This is a genomic window from Motilibacter peucedani, assembly GCF_003634695.1.
Classification (GTDB): Bacteria; Actinomycetota; Actinomycetes; order Motilibacterales; family Motilibacteraceae; genus Motilibacter; species Motilibacter peucedani.
The window spans coordinates 299,329-321,753 of sequence record NZ_RBWV01000009.1 but is presented as its reverse complement, the minus strand read 5'-3'; the positions used below and the strand labels follow the sequence as shown (position 1 = coordinate 321,753).

Below are 22,425 nucleotides of genomic sequence, written 5' to 3'. Positions count from 1 at the left end.
TCTCAGTAGAGCTGGCTCCAGTCCCCGCGGGACCACGCGAGGACGGCGAAGACCTGGGTCACGGCGGCCTGCTCGATCATCTGCGTGCCCGCCGCGTCCCCGAAGCGGAACAGCCCGGTGGCGGGGTCGCGGTGCTGGGTCCACAGCCGGTCCGCGTAAGCGACCAGCGCCTCGCGGACCGCGCTGTCGCTCTTCACGCTGGAGAGCAGCAGCAGGTTCTTGAAGAAGATGGAGTTGAAGAACGGCGGCTGGGCGTCGAGGCGCCCGCCCTGCGCGTAGTAGGCCAGGGCGGCGGAGGCGATGCGCTGCGCCTCCTGCAGGTAGCTCTTGTCGTGGGTGACCTCGTAGAGCAGGACGTTGACGCCCACCGGGACGCCCTGGTTGTAGGACCAGATCGTCTTCTCGACGTTGCCCTGCAGGTCGACGTGGTCGTAGTAGAGGCCCTCGGGCGTCCGCAGGTTCGCATTGGTCCAGCGGTAGGAGCGCAGGGCGCCGTCGAGGTAGCGCTGCTCGTGCGTCAGCGAGTAGAGCCGGAGCCCGAGCTCGGCGGCGGGCATGTTGGAGACGGTGTTGCGGTCCTGGCTCCACGGCGCCTGCGTCCAGAAGATGCCGCCCGGGTCGGCGTGTGCGGGGTCGGAGTCCCAGCCCGACATCACCAGGTCGAAGATCTGACGCGCCTGGTCGAGGGACGCGGCGTCGCCGTGCTGGAGGTAGTGCTGGACGTCCTGCAGCCCGACCCACTCGTTGTCGTCGTAGAAGAGGTCGCCGCCGCTGGAGAACGGCGGCTCGGCCCCGGAGGCGAAGCCGGGCAGCCCCGTGGTCGACGCCGGCGTCCAGTAGTGCAGCTGCGCCGCGTCGTGCGCCGCGAGGTCGTCGACGTAGCTCGCGGCGTCCGAGTGCGCCCCCGACATCCCGGTCAGGTCGAGCGCGGCGACGTGCGCCTGGGAGAACGGCCACTCGTAGGAGTAGGCGCCGTCGCCGGCGGCGACCGGGAACTGCTCGCGGTAGAGCCCGGAGCCGTCCGGGACGGCGAACCACCGCTGCAGCGCGGCCCACGACGCCTGGGCGCGGCGCGCGTTCGTCGAGTGGTCGCCCGGTGCGGCGGCCTCCGCCGCGGGCGGAGCGACCAGCGCGGCCGCCAGGGACGTCGCCGCGCCGAGCACGGCCAGTCGGATCCGCAGGGCGAGGGGCATCGGTTCGGACCTCTTCGTTAGAGTCGTCTCAGCCGGTCGGGATAACGTTATACCGACCCGACGCCCGGACGGAAGCCTCCCGGACGCGCGGGATCAGCCGACCGGCTGGAACTTCCAGGTCTCGGGCCAGGTGTTGGCCGACAGGCGGGCCTGGCCGGAGACGCTCGGGTGGTAGTAGTCGATCGGCGAGAGGTCGGCCAGCGCGTAGTCGGTCTTGAAGACCGTGCCGTGGTCGTAGCGGCAGGTCGGCAGCGCGGCGCACTCCTGGCGCAGCACGGTGTTGTAGTCCTGGATGCGCTGGCGCACCCGGGCGCGCCGGTCGGCGTCGGCGGGCGCCGTCGAGGTGGGGTTCGCGAGCATGCTCTGGCAGAGCCCGAACGTCGACCACACCAGTGCCGCCGCCGGCGTCGTGTGCGCCACCTGCCACACCTTGCGCACGTCGGGCACCGAGGCGACGAACACCCGCGTGCCGCGCAGCGCCGCGAACGCGCTGGCGACCTGGGTGCGGAACGTCGCGACCGGTGTCATCGCGGCCTCGCTCGGCGCGCACGCGTCGTTGGCGCCGATCAGCACCTCGACGTAGTCGGCGCCCTGCTGCACGGCGGCGCGGGCCTGGGGCAGCAGCGCCGACGCCCGCGCGCCGGTGAAGGCGGCGTTGACCGGCTGCACCGCGGGGTTGAGCGCGGCGATGCGGGCGAGGTGGCTCTGCACGGCCGGCACGCTGCCCGTCGACCACGACACCTCGGGGCAGTCCTGCAGCACCGAGCAGGCGTCGAAGCCGCGGCTGATCGAGTCGCCCAGCACGGCGACGCGCGCCGGCGCCGGCACGTGTCGCGGCCCGGTGTCGGCGGACGCGGCGGGCGTCGACGCCACCAGCGAGGCGAGCACGACACCGAGGGCGAGGGGGGTACGCAGGTGCGGGCGGCGGTGCACGGTGCCTCCGGGAGCGCGGGGAGCCGGCCTCGTAGTGCCGGCAGGCGTCATCCAAGCACTGCGCGGGCCGGCTGCCCAGGACCCGTCGAGCAGCGGGCGCCGGCGGGGCGCCCGGCGCGCTTGGCCGCGTACATCTCGAGGTCTGCCGCGACGAGCAGCTGCGCGCCGGTGGCGCCGTCCGCGGCCGAGCCGTGGGCGGTGCCGACGCTCGCACCGACGCCCGTCACGGCGAGCCCGCCGAGCGCGTACGCGGCGGACAGCTCCCTGCACAGCGCTGCCGCCGCGCGGGCGGTCGCCTCGGGCGGTCCCGGCACCACGACGGCGAACTCGTCGCCGCCGAGGCGGGCCGGCAGGTCGGTCTCGCGCACGGCTGCCTGCAGCCGGCGACCGACCTCGACCAGCAACGCGTCCCCGACGGCGTGCCCGTGGGTGTCGTTGACCTGCTTGAAGCCGTCGAGGTCGACCAGCAGCACGCCCGCAGGCCCGGCCTCGAGCGCCTCGTCGAGCCGGCGCAGCAGCAGCGACCGGGTGGCGAGCCCGGTGAGGCTGTCGTGGGTCGCGCGGTGCTCGAGCTCGGCCTCACGGGCCGCGAGCCGTGCGACGAGCACGCGGTTCTCGGCGAGCGTGACGCACTGGCGCAGGGTCACCAGCACGACGAGCGCGGCGACCGCGCACTGGTCGGCCGGGCGCAGGCTCCGCTCCTGGAGCCAGTGCGCGAGGAGCACCGCGAGCGCCGGCGCCACCAGGACGTAGGGCGCCAGGCCGACTCCCAGCAGGGTGGAGGAGTTCGTGCGCCGCACCGACGTGCCGCGGTAGGTCCGCGCCGCGGCGGCGAACAGCGCGCAGCAGCCGAGCCAGCCGCCGTGGACGACGGCGGGCAGCGGGCCGTCCCCACCGAGCCGACCGAGCAGCCGGGCCGACTGCATGACCGTGTCGCACAGCAGCGCCGAGCTCAGCAGCACCGGCATCACCCGCCGGCCGGGCGGGATCTCGGCGCACAGGATGAACAGGTAGAACGCCGCCAGCGTCAGCGGCGCGACGGGGAGCAGCACGGCGGCGACGGAGTGCCGGTCGCCGGGCGCGGCGTCCCAGGCCGGGCCCAGCAGTGCCGTCCAGAGCAGGACGAACGCCGCGGTCGCGCCGGTCAGGCCGTCGAGCAGCATGCGGACACGGGCCCGCGCGTCCGGCGCGCGGGAGGTCAGCCACATGCCCGCGGCCACCAGCACGCTGGAGGCGACGGCGCCGGTGTCTGCGGCGATCGTGCGCCAGGGCGGCGGGAGCAGCGCCGTGGCCAGCGCCGTCGCGGCCCCGCACGCCAGGGCCGCCGACTGGCAGCGCCACGCGCGGGCGCCGCGGGGCGAGGCGAGCCGGGACGCGCGCACGCAGAGCACGGCGGAGAGCAGCGCCGCCACGGCGTCGACCGCGTAGGCACGCACCGCCGACACCGCCCCCTCGTCCCTGGGGACCGGCCGGTCCCGGCCTCAGGATCGGCAGGGCGGCGGCCGCGCTGAGCGGTCAGGCGGTGCTGTCGCGCTCGACGAGTGCGTAGTCGGGCACCATGCTGCGCGGCGGTTCGGAGTCGCCCGCGTCGAGACGGGCCAGCACCAGCTCGACCGCCTGGCGGGCCAGCGCCTCCTTGTCAGGGCGCACCGTCGTCAGCGTGGGGTAGCAGTAGCGCGACTCCTCGATGTCGTCGAAGCCGGCCACCGCGATCTCGTCCGGCACGCGCACACCTCGCTCGTGGGCCGCGTGCAGCGCCCCGAGCGCGAGCAGGTCGTCGAAGCAGAAGACCGCGTCAGGGCGCTCGGGCAGGTCGAGCAGCTCGTCCATCGCGCGGGCGCCCTCGGCCCGGCCGAACTCCGAGACCTGCCGCTGGTGCTCGGGCACGAGGGGCAGGCCGGCCCGCGCGAGCGCCTGCTCGTAGCCCTCGAGCCGCATCCGCGAGTGCTGGCCGGTCGCCCCCCCGACCAGGCCGATCGCGGCGATGCGGCGGTAGCCGCGCGAGACGAGCAGCGAGACCATGTCGCGCGCCGCGGAGACGTTGTCGACCGCGACGTGGTCGGCGGCGCCGTGGCCGATGCGCTCGCCGAGCAGCACCAGCGGCGTCGGGGCGGTGCGTGCCGCGATGTGCTCGGGCCCCGCGGCGTAGGGGCTCAGGATCAGCCCGTCGATGAGGTTGCCGCGCGCGCCCTGCAGGACCCGCAGCTCGTGGTCGAGGGAGCCGTCGGTCTGCTCGACCTGCACCGTCCAGCCCCGAGCCTCGGCGACCCGGACGATGCCGCTGGTCAGCTCGGCGAAGTAGGGCACGGCGAGGTAGGGCACCGCCAGCGCCAGCATCCCCGAGCGCCCGCTGCGCAGCATGCGCGCGGAGAGGTTCATGCGGTAGCCGAGCGCCTCGAGCGCCTCGTTGACCCGGGCCCGCGTCTCGTCGGTGACGTTGGGCCAGCCGCGCACGACGTTCGACACCGTCTTCGGCGACACCCCGGCGCGTGCAGCGACGTCGCGCATGCTGGGACCCATGGAGCGGCCTCCCTGATGCGGAACCCCGGTCGGGCTCAACCTACTTCACCTCCGGACGGGGCACCGCGGGCGCGCTGGCGCGGACGACCAGGGAGGTCGCGAGCTCGAGCCGGGTGGTCTCGGGCGCTCCGCCGGCGCGCAGGCGCAGCAGGGTACGCAGTGCGACCGCCCCCATCTCGCGCACCGGCTGGCGCACGGTGGTCAGCGTCGGGACCAGCCAGCGGGCCTCGGGCAGGTCGTCGAAGCCGACGACGGCGAGGTCCTCGGGGATGCGCAGGCCGCGGGCCGCGGCCTCGGCGTAGACGCCGAGCGCCATCCGGTCGGAGCAGGCGAAGACGGCGGTCGGTGCAGGGCGGGAGCCGAGCAGCTCGGCCGCCGCGCGCTGGCCGCCCTCGCTGGTCCAGTCGCCGGAGCGCACCCGCTCGGGCGCGAGCACCAGTCCGGCCTCGGTGAGCGCCGAGCGCAGTCCGTCGACGCGCGCGGTGCTGTAGACCTGCTGGGGCGGGCCGGCCACCACGCCGATGTCGCGGTGGCCGAGCGCGACGAGGTGCTCGCCGGCGGCGCGCCCGCCGGCCCAGTTGGTCGCCCCGACGCTCGCCACCCCCGGCCCCGGTTCGCTGCGGGGGTCGAGCAGCACGACGGGCACGCCTCCGTCGGCGAGGCGGGCCCGCTGCTGGGCCGACGCGTCGACGAGGGCGAGGACCGCGCCGGTCGAGCCGCGGGCGAGCAGGCGGTCGACCCAGCTGCGCCCGTCGGCCGTGTCGGGGTCGGCGAGCGTCACGACGACGTCGTGGCCCAGCTCGGCGGCGGCCCGCTCGACCCCGCCCAGCACGCGGTTGCCCCACGACCCCTCGACGCTGCCGAGCACCAGGTCGACCAGGCCGGGCTGCGTGCGGGCGCCCGCCGCGGCCGTCGTGCCGCGCCGGCCGCGCGGGGGCTTCGCGTAGCCGGTGCGCTGCAGGGCGGCCAGGACCCGCTCGCGCGTGGCGGGTGACACGTCGCTGCGCGCGTTGAGCACCTTCGACACCGTAGGCACCGTGACCCCGGCCAGCGCCGCCACGTCGCCGAGCGTGGGGGTGCGGGCTCCTGCAGACACGCGTGGAGTCTGTCGCGGCAGCCGCCAGTTGCGCAACAAGATTCCCGTTGACGCTGGTCCAGCCCTCTGACAAGGTGACCACCTGCGTGACCGGGGTCCCGCGTTGCGCAACTGGCAGCCGCAGGGCAGGAGAGCGACGTTGAGCGAGACGCAGAGCGGCCAGGGGCCGAGCCGGCGGGCGCTGGTGGTGCGCGGCGGCTGGGAGGGTCACTCCCCGGTCGCGGCGACCGAGCGGTTCCTCCCCTTCCTCGAGTCCTCCGGCTACGACGTGACGGTGTCCGACAGCCTCGAGCCCTACGCCGACGCCGAGCTGATGGCGGCGACCGACCTCGTCGTCCAGTGCTGGACGATGGGCACCATCACCCCCGAGCAGCTGGCCGGGCTGCGCACGGCCGTCGAGGCGGGCACCGGGCTGGCCGGCTGGCACGGCGGGATCGCCGACTCGTTCCGCGACTCCTCCGACTACCTCCAGCTCGTCGGCGGTTCGTTCGCCGCCCACCCGGGCGGCTTCGTCCCCTACACCGTCGAGGTCGTCCCCGAGCGTGCCGACCACCCGGTCGTGCAGGGGTTCACCAGCGTCGCGCTCGAGACCGAGCAGTACTGGGTGCTCGCCGACTCGGCCAGCGACGTGCTCGCCACCACGACCCAGGCCGTGCGCGAGGGCGACCCGTGGCACGCGCCCGTCGTCTCGCCCGCCGTGTGGGCGCGCGCGTGGGGGGCGGGCAAGGTCTTCGTCTGCACGGTCGGCCACCGTCCCGAGGACCTCGACGTGCCCGAGATCCGGACGATCGTCGAGAGGGGCTTGCTGTGGGCCAGCCGCTGAGGGTCGGCGTCGTCGGCGCCGGCAAGATCAGCGGCGCCTACCTCTCGACGTTCCCCCACCTGCCGCAGGTCGCCGTCACGGCGGTCGCCGACCTCGACGCCGACCGCGCCCGGGCCGCCGTCGCCGAGCACCCCGGCGCCCGGGCCTGCACCGTCGAGGAGCTCCTCGCGGCCGACGACGTCGACCTGGTGCTCAACCTGACGATCCCCGCCGCCCACGCGTCGGTGGCGCACGCCGCCCTCGACGCGGGCAAGCACGTCTACGGCGAGAAGCCGCTGGCGCTCACGACGTCCGAGGCGGCGGCCGTGGTCCAGGCCGCCGAGACCGCCGGGCTGCGGCTGGGGTGCGCGCCCGACACCGTCCTCGGCACCGGCGTCCAGACCGCGCGCGCCGCGGTCGAGGCGGGGCTCGTCGGCACGCCGGTCGCCGCGACGGCCTTCATGACCACTCCAGGCCACGAGCGCTGGCACCCCGACCCCGAGTTCTACTACCGGCCCGGCGGCGGACCGCTCTACGACATGGGCCCCTACTACCTCTCGGCGCTGGTGCACCTGCTCGGGCCGGTGCGCCGCGTGGTCGGCACGTCGTCGCGGCCGCGACCACTGCGTACCATCGGGTCCGGGCCGCGTGCCGGCGCCAGCTTCGAGTCCACGGTCGACACCCACGTGACCGGTCTGCTCGAGCACGAGTCCGGCGCCGTGACGACGATGGTGATGAGCTTCGACGTGTGGGCGGCGGCGCTGCCGCGCATCGAGGTCTACGGCACCGACGGCTCGCTCTCGGTGCCCGACCCCAACTACTTCGACGGCGATGTGCGCGTGTTCCGCGCCGGCGCGGAGGAGTGGGAGACGCTGCCCGCGTCCGCCGGCTACGTCGGCGCCGGTCGCGGCGTCGGGGTCGCCGACCTCGCGCGCTCGCTGGCCCAGGGAGAGCCCCACCGGGCGTCCGCCGGGCTGGCCCTCCACGTCCTCGACGTGATGGAGGCCCTGCTGGAGGCGGCCGTCGACCGCGTCGCGCGGGAGATCTCGACGACCTGCGACTCGCCGGCGCTCGTGGGGGAGCAGCTCGCCGCGACCGGTACGTCGTAGGGACGCTGCGCGACTCTCCTGCACGGTGCGTCACCGGAACCGCATCCGGGCACGAGGTGTCGCTCGCGCGAGTGACCAGCAGTGCACCTAAGATCTGCGCTGAGTGACGCCGGGATGCGGAGGGGCGGGGCCTCCGTGAATCTGTGCTGGGAGTGCTGAGAGCGCTCACCCGGACGAGCACTCACGCTTGGGTAATCGGTCTCCGAAGCACCACCACCGACAGCGCAGCAGCGCGCCCTAGAGAGGTAGACGGCTCATGCTGGATTCTCCGGTCCCCGCAGCCCCGACGTCTCGCCCCGCCGCCCGGCGGGCCCGCGCCACGGTCCCCCTCGCCGCGGCCCTCTCGCTGGCCGCCGTCGCGTCGGCCACCGCCGGCTCACTGCCCTCGTCGGCCGCCTCGCCGGCTCCTGCTGCCCGCACCCCCGAGCGCTCGGCGGCAGCGTTCCTCTCCACACCATTCGCATCGTCGGCGACCGCGAGCGTCTCGCCGTACGCCGTCGCCTCCGACGTCCACGCCGTCGCCGCCTGGCGCAGGGGCGTCACCGGCCGAGGGGTCGACGTCGCCGTCATCGACACCGGTGTCGCACGCGTGCCCGGCCTGTCGTCGCGGGGCAAGGTCGTCGACGGCCCCGACGTCACGGCCGACGGTGCGGCCGGCGTCGACCGCTACGGCCACGGCACCGTCATGGCCGGCCTGGTCGCCGCCAACGACGGGAAGGTGCCCGGGGACCCGACCTCGCGCGACGGCATCGCGCCGGACGCCCGCGTCGTCAACGTGCGCGTCGGCCGCTCGGACGGCTCCGTCGACAGCGCCGACATCTACGGCGCCGTCGGCTGGGTCGTCGAGCACGCCCACGACGGTGGCCGCAACATCCGCGTCCTGAACCTCTCGCTCGCCGTCGACGCGAGCGACCCCGAGGCGCAGGCGGCCGTGACGTGGGCCGCCGAGGCCGCCTGGCAGGCAGGAATCCTCGTCGTCGCAGCTGCCGGCAACTCCGGCCGCTCGGCCGCGCTCGACGTGCCCGCCGCGTCGCCGCACCTGCTCGCCGTGGGCGCCTCCGCCCTGCGGCGCGGTGCCGACTCCGTGTCGCCCGTGACCTCGCTCGGCACGTCCGCCCGTCGCGTCGACGTCCTCGCCCCGGGGCAGTCGGTGCTCGGGCTGCGGGTGCCTGGCTCGACGCTCGACCGGTCGCACCCGGCCGCGCGGACCGGTGCGGGCTGGTTCCGCGGCAGCGGCACCTCCCAGGCCACCGCGGTGGTCAGCGGCGCAGCCGCACTGCTCCTCTCGGCACGTCCCGGCCTGACCCCGGACCAGGCCAAGGCGGTGCTGGTCTCCTCGGCCCGCGCGCTGCCCGCCGCCCCCTCCGCCCTCGGCCCGGCCGGCGTCCTCGACGTCGACGCGGCCCTGCGGACCGCGGCACCCACCGCCTCCTCGTCGTCCTCGTCGGCGACTGCTCCGAACCGGTCGACACCGGCCGCCGCGCAGGGCGAGACTTCGGTGAGCGGCAGCTCATGGCGGGGTTCCTCCTGGCGCGGGTCGTCGTGGCGGGGTAGCTCGTGGCGGGGTAGCTCGTGGCGGGGTAGCTCGTGGCGGGGTAGCTCGTGGCGCGGCTCGTCCTGGCGGGGCAGCTCGTGGCGGGGTTCGTCGTGGCGGGGTAGCTCGTGGCGGGGTTCGTCGTGGCGGGGCAGCTCCTGGCGCGGGTCATCGTGGCGCGGGTCGTCGTGGCGCGGGTCGTCGTGGCGCGGGTCGTCGTGGCGCGGCTCGTCCTGGCGGGGCAGCTCGTGGCGCAGTGTGGAAGGCTGACGCAGCAGAACGTCTGGAGGAGCCGGAGTGGTCGAGGGAGCCGAGCGCTCGCCCGCGGGTCGCCTCTCCCTCGAGGCGACCGCCGGGCTGGGTGCGACGGCGCTGCTGGGCTTCGGCGCCGTCCTCTGGGTGGCCCTCGGCCATGACACGAACCTCGGGTCGTGGCGCTGGCTGCTGGCCCTGACCCTCGCCTTCGCCGCGACCGAGTCGCTGCCCATCCAGATCGAGGTCCGCCGCGACACGCACGGCGTGCACTTCAGCGACATGCCCGTCGCCCTCGGGCTCTTCCTCCTCAACCCGCTCGGGCTGGCCCTGGCCCGTTCGGTGGGCGTGCTGGTCGGCAGCCTCTTCACGCCGGTGCCGCTCATCAAGCGGCTGTTCAACGTCGCGCTCTACGTCAGCACGACGCTGATCGCCTACTCCGTGCAGCAGCTGTGCTCCCCGCACGGCCACCTCGGCCTCGCGGCGGGTGCCGGCGCGCTGCTCGGCGTCCTGCTGGCCAGCGCCTTCGAGTTCGCCGCCGTCCAAGGCGCGATCTACCTCAACGAGGGCACCGCGCCGACCGCCGAGACCGGCTGGACGCTCTGGATCGCCCTGCTGGCGGCGCTCTTCAGCGGCACCGTCGGCGTCATCACCTACGTGCTGGTCGAGGCGGGGTCGTGGCAGCCGATGCTGCTCGTCCCCCTCGGCCTGTCGTTCTACGTCGGCTACCGGGTCTACGGCGCCCTGCTGCGCCGCCACGTCGCCCTCGGCCGGCTCTACGAGACGTCCCGCACCGTGCGCCCCGGCCAGGACCTCACCGGCCTCGAGCGCAACCTGCTCCAGCGGGCCGTCGAGCTGCTCAACGCGCGCAGCGCGACCCTCGAGCTCACCGCCCTGGCCGACGGCACCGGGCCGCGGCGTACCACTCTCGGCCCGTCGGGCGTCGAGGTCGTCGACACCCTCGACGACAGCGTCCACGCCGAGGTGCGCCGCCGGCAGCAGCCGGTGCTCGTGACCCGGTCCACGGCCGACGTCGAGCTCAAGGCGTGGCTGGCAGGGCGCGACGCCCGCGACGCCGTCGTGGTGCCGCTGCCCTCGGAGTCGGGGGTGATCGGGACGCTCGAGGTCACCGGCCACCTCGCCGAGAGCCGGTCGTTCCGCGAGGAGGACCTGCACCTGCTCGAGACGCTGGCCACCCAGGCGGGCTTCGCCCTGGAGAACAGCAGCCTGCTCGAGCGCCTGCGGCTCGAGGCCACCCACGACGACCTCACGGGCCTGGTCAACCGGTCGCAGTTCATGACCGAGGTCGCGGCCGAGGTGCGCGACGACGTGCCCGTCGCGGTCTGCATCCTCGACCTCGACGAGTTCAAGGACATCAACGACGCCCTGGGCCACACCAGTGGGGACCAGCTGCTCTGCGCGGTCGCCCAGCGGCTGCTCGCGGCCGCACCACCGCAGTCCACCGTCGCGCGCCTCGGCGGCGACGAGTTCGCCGTGCTGCTGCGCCGGCCCGGCGGTGAGGGCGAGGCCGAGCGGACCGCCCGCTCGCTCGTCGACTCGCTGCTCCAGTCGGTCACGCTCGAGGGCTCGGTCATGGACATCGAGGGCTCGATCGGGGTCGCGCTCCACCCGGAGCACGGCCGCGACGCCACCTCGCTGCTGCAGCACGCCGACATCGCGATGTACCACGCGAAGGACCGGCGCCTCGGCGTCCGCGTCTTCGACGACTCCCTCGACGACGGCACGGCGCGCCGCCTCGCCCTCGTCGCCCAGCTGCGTCAGGCGCTCCGGTCGCGCGAGCTCGTCGTCTACTACCAGCCCAAGGTCCAGCTCTCCGACGACGTCCTCGCCGGCGTCGAGGCGCTGGTGCGGTGGAACCACCCGACCCGCGGGCTCGTGCTGCCCGACGAGTTCATCGGCGCAGCGGAGCACACCGGCCTGATCGCGCCGCTCACGACGCTCGTGCTCGACGAGGCGGTCGCGCAGTGCCGCGCGTGGCTCGACGAGGGCAAGCGGATCCCGGTCGCGGTCAACGTCTCCGTGCGCGCGCTGCTCGACAGCGCGTTCGTCGACGAGGTCGCGGGCGTCGTGAGGCACCACGGCGTACCCGGCCACCTGCTCACGCTCGAGCTCACCGAGACCAGCATCATGGACGACCGCGCGAGCGCCGGTGAGGCGCTGACGCGCATCGCCGAGCTGGGCGTGCACATCTCGGTCGACGACTTCGGCACCGGCTACTCCTCGCTCGCGCAGCTGAGCCGGCTGCCCGTCCACGAGGTCAAGATCGACAAGTCGTTCGTCTTCGGCATGGGCACCGAGGCCAACGACGAGGCCGTCGTCAACGCGGTCGTGCAGCTCGCCCACCACATGGGCAAGGTCGTCGTCGCGGAGGGCGTCGAGGACCGGCTGAGCCTGCGCAAGCTCGAGGAGATGGGCTGCGACATCGCCCAGGGCTACCTCTTCAGCCGGCCGCTGCCCCCGGAGAAGCTCGCCACCTGGATCCGCGACAACCTGCTCTACGCGCCCGACGCCGAGCTCCGGCCCGCGGCCAAGGCCCGCCCGCTGCGGCTGGTCTCCCGCGGCTGAGACGATGCCCCCGTGACGACCGAGCCCGCCGCAGACCGCCGCCCCTACACCGTGCCGACCGGCACCCCGCCCGGCGCTCGGCGCGAGGTCCTGCTCGCCGTCGTCGACGTGCTGGCGCCCCTGCTCGACTCCGCCTGGGTCGACGAGCCGCCCGCCGCGCGGGTCGACGAGCAGGCCGCGCCCTCGCTCGCGCTGGTGCGCTCGCTCGCCGCGGAGCAGGTGCAGGAGGGCCGGCTCCCGCGCAGCGACGAGCCGCACCTCGGTGTCGACCTCGACCCCTCCGACCAGGCGCAGCGCCGGATGTTCGCCGAGATCGCGGTGCTCGGCGCGGGCGAGGCCTACACCGCCGGCGAGGACCTGCTGGTCGCCGTCTCGGACGACGGCGAGGAACTGCGTGTCGAGCTGACGCCGGCCGAGTGGAGCGAGGTGACCGGCCGGCTCGGCGAGGCCGCCCTCACGCCGGCGCCCTGAGCTCCTCGAGCGCCACCGGCTGCACAGAGCCGACGACCTCGCCGTGACCGAGCACGGTCACCTCGGCGAGCTCGTCGAGGACCGCGGCGCGCACCCCGGCCCGGCGCAGCAGCGCCACCGCCACGGGCCACACCGCGCGGGCGCCGCCGTCGCCGACCTTGAGCGCGACCGCCGGCCCGCCCGGCACCGCAGCGGCGAACACGCCCTCGGCGCCGTCCTTCGCGAGCAGGCCGGGCACCGCCCGGAGCAGTCGGGTGACCTCGCGGCCGGAGCCGCCGAGCAGGTCGGGCCGCGCCTGCACCGCGTCGGCCACCCGGCCCTCCACGCTTCCCGCACCGGCGCTCGCGATGCGTCCGAAGGCGCGGGCGAGCGCAGCCAGCGGCAGCGCGAGGGTCGGCGCGCCGCAGCCGTCGACCGCGGTCGCCACCACCTCGGTGCCGCCCAGCTCGGCGACGGTGCGCGCCACCTCCTGCTGCAGCGGGTGCTCCGAGGCGAGGTAGGCGTCGGTCGGCCAGTCGCGGCCGACGCAGGTGAGCAGCATGGCCGCGTGCTGCCCGGAGCAGTTCTGCGCCAGCGACGACGGCTCGTCGCCGCGCTGCTGCCAGGCCCGCCGCTCCGCGCGGCCGAGCGGCAGGTCCGGCGTGCCCTGCAGCGCCTCGGGAGCGAGGCCGGCGAGCGCCAGGATGCGGCGTACGCCGTCGAGGTGCTCGGCCTCGCCGCTGTGGCTCGCGGTCGCCAGCGCCAGCAGGTCGGGCGGCAGGTCGAGCCCGGCGCGGAGCATCGCGACGCTCTGCAGCGGCTTCGCGGCCGAGCGCGGGAGGACGGGTACGCCGGGCTTGCCGAGCGAGGCCACCACCGTGCCGTCGGGGTCGACGACCACCGCCGCGCCGACGTGGACGCCTTCGACGAAGCCGGAGCGAATCACCCGGGCGACGGGCGCGAAGTCGGTGCTCATCGGGCTCACCCTAGGACCCGCGGCGCGCCGGGCCCGCCACTACAGTCTCGCGGGTGAGCTACGTCGTGCGGCCCGTCGTGCCGGCTGACCTCGATGACGTGCTCGTCATCAACAACGCCTCCGTGCCCGCCGTCAGCGAGCTGGACGCGCCGGCGCTCGAGCGGCTGGTGGGGCAGACCCGGCTGGCGCTCGCGGTCGTCGACGACGCCACCGACGCGGTGGCCGGTTTCGCGCTCTGCCTGCTGCCCGGCGCGGACTACGCGAGCGAGAACTACCGGTGGTTCGAGGCACGCTCCTCGGACTTCCTCTACGTCGACCGCATCGCGGTCGGCGAGGGCTCCCGCGGCCGTGGGCTGGGTCGCGTGCTCTACGCCGCGATCTTCGACGACGCCCGCGCGCTCGGGCTGGCCGAGGTCTGCTGCGAGGTCAACACCCGCCCGCCGAACCCCGGTTCCATGCGCTTCCACACCCGTCTCGGCTTCGTCGAGGTGGGCCGGCAGAGCACCAAGGGAGGCTCGGTCGACGTCGCCATGCTCGCCGCTCCCGCCCTGGTGGGCTGAGCGGCCTCAGGGTGCGCCGGCTCCGACGTGCCCCTCGAGCTCCTCGCGCCACAGCGCCGCGCCGCCCAGCAGGCCGGCGATGTTGGGCACCGTCGTGACGTCCGGGCCGAGGTCGACCCGCAGGTGGCGCGCGTTGCCGCCGCCGACGTAGAGGTGGTCCCAGAAGAACACCCGGCGCAGCCCGTCGATCGCCTCGACCATCCGCGCGTTCCAGCGCTCGCGGCCGATGCGGGCACGCGTCACGTTGCCGAGGCGCTGGTCGTAGGTCTCGCCCTTCTGGAACACGTGCGCCGACATCTCGACCTTGGGCAGCAGGTGGCCCCCGTCGAACATCGCGAAGCCGAAGCCGGTGCCGAGCGTGATGACCACCTCGAACCCGCGTCCGGCGATCACCGAGCAGCCCGCCATCTCCGCGTCGTTGACCGCGCGCACGGGCACGCCCAGCACCAGTGACAGCGCGGCGGCGACGTCGAAGCCGCGCCACTGCTCGACCAGCTGCGGGTCGGCAGGGGTGAACGGCCCGGCGACCGTGACGAAGTGCGGCGTGTGCACGACGCGGCCGTGGCGCAGCACGCCCGGCACGCCGATCGAGGCGCGCTCGTACTCGCCGAGCGGCTCGGCGAGGCTGCGGACCGTCTCGAGGAAGACGCTGGTGGGGCAGGGGTACGGCGTGGCGACCCGCCGTCGCGGCGTGATCATCCGGCCGTGCGCGTCGAGCACCAGCGCCTTGATCCCGGTGCCCCCGCTGTCGACGACCAGCGTGCGCGGCAGGGCTGGGGGGCTCACGGCGTACAGACTGCCCCCTGGCCGGCGGGCCCACGCGGACGGGCGGCGTCCTGCGTGTCGGTCCTAGGCTGGAGCCATGCCTGACGCACCCCGCATCCGGCGCTACGGCGACCCGGTGCTCTCGTCGGTCGCGCGCCCGGTCGAGGCGTTCGACGCCGACCTCGCCGCCCTCGTCGACGACATGCGCCGCAGCATGGCCGCGGCCGACGGAGTGGGGCTCGCGGCGCCGCAGATCGGGGTGGGGCTGCGGGTGTTCGTCATGGACTGCCCGGGCAGCGACGGCGAGCGCGTGGTCGCGACCCTCGTCAACCCGGTGCTCGAGCTGGAGCGCGGGCGCGAGCTCGACGAGGGCGAGGAGGGCTGCCTCTCGGTGCCCGGCGTCTACCACGACCTGGCCCGGCCGGGCTGGGCGCGCGTGCGGGGCTTCGACGAGACGGGCGCCCCGGTCACCGTCGAGGGCGACGGGCTCGTGGCGCGCTGCCTGCAGCACGAGTACGACCACCTCGACGGCGTCGTCTACGTCGACAAGCTGCCGCGCCGGGCGCGCAAGCGCCTGCTCGCCGAGATGACCGACCCGGCATGGAGCGATGTCGCCGACGGCGTGCGCGTGCCAGAGTGATCGGCATGACCGACCAGTCGCCCGAGACGGCAGCAGACTCACCGGACACCTTCGACGTCGTCGTGGTCGGTGCCGGCCCCGCCGGTGAGAACGCCGCGGCCCGCGCCGTGCGCGGCGGCCTGACCGCCGCGCTGGTCGAGCACGAGCTGGTCGGCGGCGAGTGCTCCTACTGGGCCTGCATGCCGAGCAAGGCGCTGCTGCGCGACCCCGAGGCGCTCGCCGCCGCGCGCCGGCTGCCCGGCGCGGCGGCTGCCGCGACCGGTGAGCTCGACGTCGCCGCCGTCCTCGCCCGGCGCGACTCCTTCGCCTCGGACTGGAAGGACGACGGCCAGGTGAGCTGGGCCGAGGGCGCCGGCATCTCGGTCGTCCGCGGCAAGGGCGCGCTCGAGGGCGAGCGCACGGTGCGCGTCGAGGGGGCGGAGGGCACGCGTACGCTGCACGCCCGTCACGCCGTCGTCCTGGCCACCGGCTCCACCGCGGTCGTGCCGCCGGTGCCTGGTCTGCGCGAGGCCTCGCCCTGGACGAGCCGCGAGGGCACCTCCGCGAAGGAGGTGCCGCCGACGCTCGCCGTCATCGGCGGCGGCGTCGTGGCGTGCGAGCTCGCGACCGCCTGGAACGCGCTCGGCTCGCAGGTGACGATGCTCGTGCGCGACGAGACGCTGCTCGGCCGCTACGAGCCGTTCGCCGGCGAGCTCGTCCTGCGCGGGCTCCGCGAGGCCGGGGTCGACGTGCGGCTCGGAGTCAACGTGACCTCCGCCGCGCGCGACGGCGACGGACCGACCACGCTGCAGCTCGACGCCGGCGAGCCGGTCACCGCGGCGGCGGTGCTCGTGGCCACCGGTCGCCGCGCGCGCAGATACGACGTCGGCGTCGAGACCGTGGGGCTCGACCCCGAGGCGCCGCTCCAGGTCGACGACACGCTGCGCGTCACCGGGTTCGACTGGCTCTACGCCGTCGGCGACGTCAACGGGCGCAACCTGCTGACGCACATGGGCAAGTACCAGGCGCGCGCGGCGGGTGACGCGATCGCCGCCCGGGCGCGCGGCACGCAGGTCGACGGCAGCCCGTGGGCGGCGACGTCGGCCACGGCCGACGCCGTCGCCGTGCCCGGCGTGGTCTTCACCGACCCGGAGGTGGCCTCTGTCGGCCTCACCGCGGCCGAGGCGCAGTCCCGGGGCCTCGACGTGCGCGTCGTCGACTACGAGATCGGCAACGTGGCGGGCGCCTCGCTGCTGGCCGACGGCTACACCGGGACCGCGCGCGCCGTGGTCGACGAGCAGCGCAAGGTCCTCGTCGGCGTCACCTTCGTCGGCCCGGGCGTCGGCGACCTGCTCCACGCGGCCACCATCGCCGTGGTGGGCGAGGTCCCGCTCGAGCGGCTCTGGCACGCGGTGCCGTCCTACCCGACCGTGAGCGAGATCTGGCTGCGGCTGCTGGAGGCCTACGGACTCTGAGAGCCCGCTCCGCTCGGGCGCTGAGCCCGCTCCGCTGCGGGCGCTGAGCCCGCTTTGCTCGGCGCCCTCCCGTCCGGGTAGCCTCTCCCGCGGAGGCGTCGCCTAGTGGCCTATGGCGCCCGCCTGCTAAGCGGGTTGAGGGCTTAAACCCTCTCGCGGGTTCAAATCCCGCCGCCTCCGCCGTCACGGAGTGCCGGTGCCGGGCTCCGTCCCGGCACCGGCGACCCCGTTCCCTGCATCCCCTCGCTCACGTCGGCGCCCTGCCTGCCGATGGGACCGTCGGCGCCGCTCCAGCGGCGCTGCCGGTCCGCACCGAGGAGCCACGCACATGAGCCAGCCGTCCGACGCACCCGTGCGCCGCGTACGCGTCTTCCTCCTCGACGACCACGAGATCGTGCGCCGCGGCCTGCGCGACCTGCTCGAGTCCGACCCCGCCATCGAGGTCGTCGGCGAGGCCGGCACCGCGCGCGAGGCGCGCGACGGCATCCTGCTCGCGCGGCCCGACGTGGCGATCCTCGACGGGCGACTGCCCGACGGCAGCGGCGTGGAGGTGGCGCGCGACGTACGCTCGGCCGACCCGTTCGTCCGCGTGCTCATCCTCACGTCCTACGACGACGACGAGGCGCTGTTCGCCGCCATCACCGCGGGCGCGTCGGGCTACCTGCTCAAGCAGATGCGCGGCGACGACCTCATCGAGGCCGTGCACCGCGTCGCCGCCGGCCAGTCGCTGCTCGACCCGGCGGTCACCGCGCGGGTGCTCGACCGGCTGCGCGGCGGCGGGCGTCCCGACCGGATCGCCAGCCTGACCGACCAGGAGCGGCGCATCCTCGGTCACATCGCGCAGGGCGAGACCAACCGGCAGATCGCCGAGGCGCTCGGGGTGGCCGAGAAGACGGTCAAGAACCACGTCTCCAACCTGCTCGGCAAGCTCGGCCTCGAGAGCCGCACCCAGGCCGCCATCTTCGCCACCCGCCACTCCCTCCCCACCCCCGCCTGACCCCGCCGAGATGTTGATCGGCTAGGGCGATCAACCTCGTGCCGGGCCGACCAAATTGCATGGGCCCGGCACGACTTTGATCGGCTAGGGCGATCAACGTCGGGCCGCCGCGACTAGGCGGGGACGTGCCACTGGAGGCGCGTGCCGCCGCCGGGGCGGGCGGCGACGTCGAGGCGGCCGCCGTGCATCTCGGCGCGACGGCGCATGTTGCGCATGCCGCTGCCGGCACGGTCGGCGACGAAGCCGCGGCCGTCGTCCTCGACGGTGAGGGTGATGTCGCGGTCGGCGGTGACCGTCACCGTCACGGCGCTCGCCTGCGCGTGCTTGGCCACGTTGGAGAGCGACTCGCGCAGCACCGCCACCAGGTGCGGCGCCAGCTCGTCGGGCACCGCCTCGGAGATCGGTCCGCGCAGCTCGAGCAGCACCGGGAACCCCAGCGGACGCGCCGCCTCGTCGGCCACGTCGTGCAGCTGCCCGCGCAGGTCGGTGCTGTCGGGCCGCCGGTGCAGCTGGAAGATCGTCGTGCGGATGTCGCGGATCGTCTGGTCGAGGTCGTCGACCGCACCCTCGACCCGCTCGCGCAGCGGTCCGTCGGCGCGCCGGGCGACGCCCTGCAGCTGCAAGCCTGTCGCGAACAGCCGCTGGATCACCAAGTCGTGCAGGTCGCGCGCGATCCGGTCGCGGTCCTCGAGCACGGCGTGCGCGCCCCGGTCGGCCTGCGCACGCGAGCGCTGCAGCGCCAGCGCCGCCAGGCCCGCGAACCCTTTCGCCAGCGAGAGCTCGAGCTCGGTGAAGGCGGGCGCCGAGCGCACGAGCGCCAGCACCCCGCGTACGTCGTCGGCGCCTCCCAGCGGCACGAGCAGCGTCGGCCCGCCGCCCGGCCAGCCCGGCGGTGCCGTCAGGTCGCCGCGTACGGCTGCGGCCTCCGGCGCCGCGTCGACGACCAGCGCCTCGCCCTCCTCGAGCACCGCACCCGCCAGCGTCGCGGCGCGCGGCAGCCGCGCGCCGGCGAGGGCCGCCGGGTCCAGCCCCGGTGCGACGGCGGCCACCTCGACGACCACCTCGGACGGTCCGCTCGGCAGCAGCAGGAGCGCCGCATCGGCACCGGCCAGCTCGCGGACCCGCCGGGCTACCTGGTGCAGCTCGTCGTCGCCGCGACCGGCCGAGCGCGCCATCGCGGCCACCAGCGAGGCGCTCCCCTCCGACCAGCGACGCTGCAGCTCGGCCCGCTCGAGCGCGTGGGCGGTGGTGATCGCCGCTCCCGCCGCGACCGCCAGCAGCCGCAGTGGCTCGATCTCGGCGGCGGGCAGCCCCTCCACCACCAGCACGCCTGGTGCTCGACCCTCCACCGGCACCGGCAGCACCACCGCGTCAGGGTGCGCCCGCAGTCGTGCCAGCACGGCAGTCGCGTCCGTCGACAGGTCAGCCGCAGCGGCCTCGCGCAGCGCACCGTCCGGGCCGTGGAGCGCCGCGGCCACCTGCGCCCCGGGCGCCAGCAGGAGCGCCGCGCGCAGCAGGGCGTCGAGCGCCTCCGCGGTGGTGCGGGCTGCGCCGATCCGCACGACGGCGCCCAGCAGTCCGCCTCCGAGCTCCACCGCACTCCCCTCGTCCTGACGAGCCACTGACCTCACCAGCCCAAAGCGGGCGCGTCAATAGGGTCAAGCCGCGCGAGCGGACGCCGATGGTCTTGTTGGTCGGGGCACGAGCGATGGCCCGCGAGAAGGAGAGAGGTCCGCATGGACGGCCTTGAGGGCATGGACGAGATCGTCCAGGAGTTTCTTGTCGAGAGCCACGAGAACCTCGACCAGCTCGACCGCGACCTCGTCGCGCTCGAGGCTGAGCCGGGTTCCCGTGACCTGTTGTCGAGCATCTTCCGGACCATCCACACGATCAAGGGCACGAGCGGCTTCCTCGCCTTCTCGAAGCTCGAGTCGCTGACCCACGTCGGTGAGAACCTGCTCAGCCGCCTGCGCGACGGGGAGCTGCCGATGACGGCCGCCACCACCGACGCGCTGCTGCGCATGGTCGACGACGTGCGCAGCCTGCTGTCCCGCATCGAGCAGGACGGCACCGAGGGCGCTGTCGACGTGAGCGGCGCCGTCGCGCTCGTCGAGGCGTGCCTCAACGGCAGCGCGGTGACCGCGGCCCCCGCCGAGCCGGCCCCCGTGGCCGAGCCCGTCGCGGAGGAGGCGCCGAAGCCGGCCGCCAAGCGGCGTACGCGCAAGCCGGCCGCCCCGCGCGCCCCCAAGGCCGCGGCGGCACCCGCCGAGCCGGTGACCGCCCCTGCGCCGACCGTCGTCGCGCCGCCCGTGGCGCCCACCTCGGTCGAGGCGGAGCACCACCCGGAGCCCGGCACCGAGAACCCCGCCCGGCGCACCGCTGCCGACAGCACCATCCGCGTCGACGTCGACCAGCTCGACCTGCTCATGCGCCTGGTGGGCGAGCTCGTCCTGACCCGCAACCAGCTCATCCAGCGGGCCAGCGCCGAGCACGACATGGACCTGCTGCGCATGACCCAGCGGCTCAACCTGGTCACCAGCGAGCTGCAGGAGGGCGTCATGAAGACGCGCATGCAGCCGATCGACCACGTCTGGTCCAAGCTGCCCCGCGTCGTCCGCGACCTGTCGAGCATGCTCGGCAAGCAGATCTCGCTGGAGATGCACGGCAAGGAGACCGAGCTCGACCGCACCCTGCTCGAGGCCATCAAGGACCCGCTGACGCACATCGTGCGCAACTCGGTCGACCACGGCATCGAGACGCCCGAGGCGCGCCGCGCCGCGGGCAAGCCGGAGACCGGCCTGCTGCGCCTGCGCGCCTTCCACGAGGGCGGTCGCGTGGTCGTCGAGATCCTCGACGACGGCGCCGGCATCGACCCCGCCAAGATCGGGGCCAAGGCCGTCGAGCGCGGGATCATCACGAGCGCCCAGCTCGCGGCGATGCCCGAGCGGGAGGTCCTCATGCTCATCTTCAAGGCGGGCTTCAGCACGGCGGAGAAGGTCACCAACGTCTCCGGCCGCGGTGTCGGCATGGACGTCGTGCGCACCAACATCGAGAAGATCGGTGGCACCGTCGACCTGTCCTCGGTGCCGGGCCAGGGCAGCACCTTCCGCCTCACGATCCCGCTGACGCTGGCCATCGTGCCGGCGCTCACGGTGGAGTGCGCGGGCGAGCGCTACGCGGTCCCGCAGATCAGCCTGCTCGAGGTCGTCAGCGTCGACGCCTCGCGCGGCACCACCGCGATCGAGCAGGTGTCCGGCGCGCCGGTCTACCGCCTGCGCGGCCGCCTGCTGCCGCTGGTCGACCTGGCCGACGTCCTCGGGCTCGAGGGCAAGCGCCGCGACGGGCTGCTCAACATCGCGGTGCTGCAGTCGGAGGGCCGGACCTTCGGGCTCATCCTCGACCGCGTCCTCAACAGCGAGGAGATCGTCGTCAAGCCGCTCAGCTCGCGGCTCAAGGGCATCGGCGTCTACTCCGGCGCCACGATCCTCGGCGACGGCTCGGTGGCCCTCATCCTCGACATCCAGGCCCTGGCCGCCGGTGCTCTCAGCAGCGAGGGCGCCAAGCGCGCCGCCGCCGTCGAGCAGCACACGGCCGCGGTCGTCGAGGCCGAGAAGCTGCTCGTGGCCCAGGTGGCCGGCGGTCGCCGCGTGGCCATCCCGCTCGACATGGTCACCCGGCTCGAGGAGTTCCCGACCGACAAGGTGCAGCACGTCGGCAGCCGCGAGGTCGTGGAGTACCGCAACGAGATCCTCCCGCTGGTGCGGCTCTCGCAGCACCTCGGCTCGTTCGACGACGGCACCGGCGAGCGCCTGCCGATGATCGTCTCGTCGCGCGGCGGGCGCAGCGTCGCCCTGGTGGTCGACCGCATCATCGACATCGTGGAGGAGGGCGTCCACGCCCGCAGCGACGTCGACGACATCGGCCTGCTGGGCTCCGCGCTCATCCAGCAGCAGGTCGTCGAGCTGCTCGACGTGCGCCAGGCGATCCTCGCGGCCGACCCGCACTTCCCGCTCGACCCGATCCTGCCGGGCGACCCCGCCGCGGCGTACGACCCGGCCGCTGCCGCTGCAGAGGCCTTCTCCCTGGAGGGGATCTCGCTGTGACCCAGCTCGCCACCTTCACCCTGGCCGACCACCTGTTCGGCGTCGAGGTGAGCCGCGTGCAGGAGGTGCTCCGCTACCAGCCGAGCACCAAGGTGCACCTCGCGCCGGCCGCCATCGGCGGCATGATGAACCTGCGCGGGCAGGTCGTCACCTCGGTCGACCTCCGCCGCCGCCTGGAGCTGCCGGGTGCGGCCGAGGGCTCCGAGCCGATGAACGTCGTCGTCCGCGTCGACGGCGAGGTCGTCAGCCTGCTCGTCGACGCGATCGGCGACGTGGTCACCGTCAGCGACGAGCTGTTCGAGACCCCGCCCGAGACGCTCAGCGCCCGTGAGCGCGCGCTGATCACCGGCGCCTACAAGCTGGAGAACCGCCTCCTGCTGGCGCTCGACATCGACCGCGCGGTCGACGTCGGCTGACGCTGCCGCGCCACACCCGTACGGCTCTGAGCCCCGGTC

Annotated in this window: 19 protein-coding genes and 1 tRNA gene; 12 read left to right on the top strand and 8 right to left on the bottom strand. The window is 74.8% G+C overall.

What is annotated here, in order from left to right; translation table 11 throughout:
- Positions 1-2: 2 nt before the first annotated feature.
- The 5 genes from CLV35_RS03080 to CLV35_RS03060 all read right to left on the bottom strand — a co-directional run bounded on the left by CLV35_RS03080 (position 3) and on the right by CLV35_RS03060 (position 5,742).
- Positions 3-1,193 (bottom strand): glycoside hydrolase family 76 protein, encoded by a 1,191-nt coding sequence (locus CLV35_RS03080; protein WP_121191930.1) that lies wholly within the window; start codon positions 1,191-1,193, stop codon positions 3-5.
- Positions 1,194-1,286: 93 nt separating this feature from the next.
- The gene (locus tag CLV35_RS03075; RefSeq protein ID WP_231121416.1) at positions 1,287-2,126 is read right to left on the bottom strand and encodes a GDSL-type esterase/lipase family protein; all 840 of its coding nucleotides are present in this window, start codon (positions 2,124-2,126) and stop codon (positions 1,287-1,289) included.
- Positions 2,127-2,173: 47 nt separating this feature from the next.
- The gene (locus tag CLV35_RS03070; protein ID WP_121191928.1) at positions 2,174-3,571 is read right to left on the bottom strand and encodes a GGDEF domain-containing protein; all 1,398 of its coding nucleotides are present in this window, start codon (positions 3,569-3,571) and stop codon (positions 2,174-2,176) included.
- 70 nt (positions 3,572-3,641) lie between these two features.
- A complete protein-coding gene (locus CLV35_RS03065) occupies positions 3,642-4,646 on the bottom strand; it encodes a LacI family DNA-binding transcriptional regulator (RefSeq protein ID WP_121191927.1) in 1,005 nt (334 codons plus the stop codon).
- A 40-nt stretch (positions 4,647-4,686) separates the two neighbouring features.
- Positions 4,687-5,742, bottom strand: a complete 1,056-nt coding sequence (locus tag CLV35_RS03060; protein ID WP_121191926.1) for a LacI family DNA-binding transcriptional regulator — start codon at positions 5,740-5,742, stop codon at positions 4,687-4,689.
- 139 nt (positions 5,743-5,881) lie between these two features.
- Here CLV35_RS03060 and CLV35_RS03055 point away from each other — a divergent pair, with 139 nt between their 5' ends.
- The 5 genes from CLV35_RS03055 (at position 5,882) to CLV35_RS03035 (ending at position 12,496) form a co-directional block, all read left to right on the top strand.
- The gene (locus CLV35_RS03055) at positions 5,882-6,565 is read left to right on the top strand and encodes a ThuA domain-containing protein (RefSeq protein ID WP_231121415.1); all 684 of its coding nucleotides are present in this window, start codon (positions 5,882-5,884) and stop codon (positions 6,563-6,565) included.
- Entirely contained in the window at positions 6,550-7,653 is a 1,104-nt protein-coding gene (locus CLV35_RS03050; protein WP_121191925.1) for a Gfo/Idh/MocA family protein, read from the top strand. The genes CLV35_RS03055 and CLV35_RS03050 overlap by 16 nt, the downstream gene beginning before the upstream one ends.
- 256 nt (positions 7,654-7,909) lie before the next feature.
- A complete protein-coding gene (locus CLV35_RS03045; RefSeq protein WP_121191924.1) occupies positions 7,910-9,457 on the top strand; it encodes a S8 family serine peptidase in 1,548 nt (515 codons plus the stop codon).
- 27 nt (positions 9,458-9,484) lie between these two features.
- Complete coding sequence (locus CLV35_RS03040; protein ID WP_121191923.1) at positions 9,485-12,025, top strand: putative bifunctional diguanylate cyclase/phosphodiesterase; 2,541 nt, start codon at positions 9,485-9,487, stop codon at positions 12,023-12,025.
- Between the two features lie 12 nt (positions 12,026-12,037).
- Positions 12,038-12,496, top strand: a complete 459-nt coding sequence (locus CLV35_RS03035) for a hypothetical protein (protein WP_121191922.1) — start codon at positions 12,038-12,040, stop codon at positions 12,494-12,496.
- Here CLV35_RS03035 and CLV35_RS03030 read toward each other — a convergent pair.
- Complete coding sequence (locus tag CLV35_RS03030; protein WP_121191921.1) at positions 12,480-13,451, bottom strand: asparaginase; 972 nt, start codon at positions 13,449-13,451, stop codon at positions 12,480-12,482. The two genes, CLV35_RS03035 and CLV35_RS03030, sit on opposite strands and share 17 nt — an antisense overlap.
- 53 nt (positions 13,452-13,504) lie before the next feature.
- Here CLV35_RS03030 and CLV35_RS03025 point away from each other — a divergent pair, with 53 nt between their 5' ends.
- Positions 13,505-14,011, top strand: a complete 507-nt coding sequence (locus CLV35_RS03025) for a GNAT family N-acetyltransferase (RefSeq protein ID WP_121191920.1) — start codon at positions 13,505-13,507, stop codon at positions 14,009-14,011.
- 6 nt (positions 14,012-14,017) lie between these two features.
- On the opposite strand, the gene CLV35_RS03020 is transcribed toward CLV35_RS03025, so the two are convergent.
- Complete coding sequence (locus CLV35_RS03020; protein ID WP_121191919.1) at positions 14,018-14,797, bottom strand: ROK family protein; 780 nt, start codon at positions 14,795-14,797, stop codon at positions 14,018-14,020.
- A 76-nt stretch (positions 14,798-14,873) separates the two neighbouring features.
- Between CLV35_RS03020 and def the strand changes: the two genes are divergently transcribed.
- The 4 genes from def to CLV35_RS03000 all read left to right on the top strand — a co-directional run bounded on the left by def (position 14,874) and on the right by CLV35_RS03000 (position 17,867).
- Complete coding sequence (gene def, locus CLV35_RS03015; protein ID WP_121191918.1) at positions 14,874-15,416, top strand: peptide deformylase; 543 nt, start codon at positions 14,874-14,876, stop codon at positions 15,414-15,416.
- Positions 15,417-15,421: 5 nt separating this feature from the next.
- Positions 15,422-16,870, top strand: a complete 1,449-nt coding sequence (locus tag CLV35_RS03010; RefSeq protein WP_121192328.1) for a dihydrolipoyl dehydrogenase family protein — start codon at positions 15,422-15,424, stop codon at positions 16,868-16,870.
- Between the two features lie 91 nt (positions 16,871-16,961).
- Positions 16,962-17,050, top strand: a tRNA-Ser gene (locus tag CLV35_RS03005).
- Positions 17,051-17,198: 148 nt separating this feature from the next.
- Entirely contained in the window at positions 17,199-17,867 is a 669-nt protein-coding gene (locus CLV35_RS03000) for a response regulator (RefSeq protein WP_121191917.1), read from the top strand.
- A gap of 113 nt (positions 17,868-17,980) precedes the next feature.
- Here CLV35_RS03000 and CLV35_RS02995 read toward each other — a convergent pair whose 3' ends face one another.
- Positions 17,981-19,462, bottom strand: a complete 1,482-nt coding sequence (locus CLV35_RS02995; RefSeq protein ID WP_121191916.1) for a sensor histidine kinase — start codon at positions 19,460-19,462, stop codon at positions 17,981-17,983.
- A 141-nt stretch (positions 19,463-19,603) separates the two neighbouring features.
- Between CLV35_RS02995 and CLV35_RS02990 the strand changes: the two genes are divergently transcribed.
- Both CLV35_RS02990 and CLV35_RS02985 read left to right on the top strand, forming a co-directional pair.
- Complete coding sequence (locus tag CLV35_RS02990; RefSeq protein WP_121191915.1) at positions 19,604-21,970, top strand: chemotaxis protein CheW; 2,367 nt, start codon at positions 19,604-19,606, stop codon at positions 21,968-21,970.
- On the top strand, positions 21,967-22,386 hold the full coding sequence (locus tag CLV35_RS02985) for a chemotaxis protein CheW (protein WP_121191914.1): 420 nt from the start codon (positions 21,967-21,969) through the stop codon (positions 22,384-22,386). Before CLV35_RS02990 ends, CLV35_RS02985 begins: the two co-directional genes overlap by 4 nt.
- Positions 22,387-22,425: the final 39 nt, after the last annotated feature.

Coding starts and splice junctions, on each gene's coding strand:
- CLV35_RS03080 (WP_121191930.1), bottom strand. CDS start 1,193: ATGCCCCTCGCCCTGCGGATCCGACTGGCCGTGCTCGGCGCGGCGACG.
- CLV35_RS03065 (WP_121191927.1), bottom strand. CDS start 4,646: ATGGGTCCCAGCATGCGCGACGTCGCTGCACGCGCCGGGGTGTCGCCG.
- CLV35_RS03045 (WP_121191924.1), top strand. CDS start 7,910: ATGCTGGATTCTCCGGTCCCCGCAGCCCCGACGTCTCGCCCCGCCGCC.
- CLV35_RS03030 (WP_121191921.1), bottom strand. CDS start 13,451: ATGAGCACCGACTTCGCGCCCGTCGCCCGGGTGATTCGCTCCGGCTTC.
- def (WP_121191918.1), top strand. CDS start 14,874: ATGCCTGACGCACCCCGCATCCGGCGCTACGGCGACCCGGTGCTCTCG.
- CLV35_RS03010 (WP_121192328.1), top strand. CDS start 15,422: ATGACCGACCAGTCGCCCGAGACGGCAGCAGACTCACCGGACACCTTC.
- CLV35_RS03000 (WP_121191917.1), top strand. CDS start 17,199: ATGAGCCAGCCGTCCGACGCACCCGTGCGCCGCGTACGCGTCTTCCTC.
- CLV35_RS02990 (WP_121191915.1), top strand. CDS start 19,604: ATGGACGGCCTTGAGGGCATGGACGAGATCGTCCAGGAGTTTCTTGTC.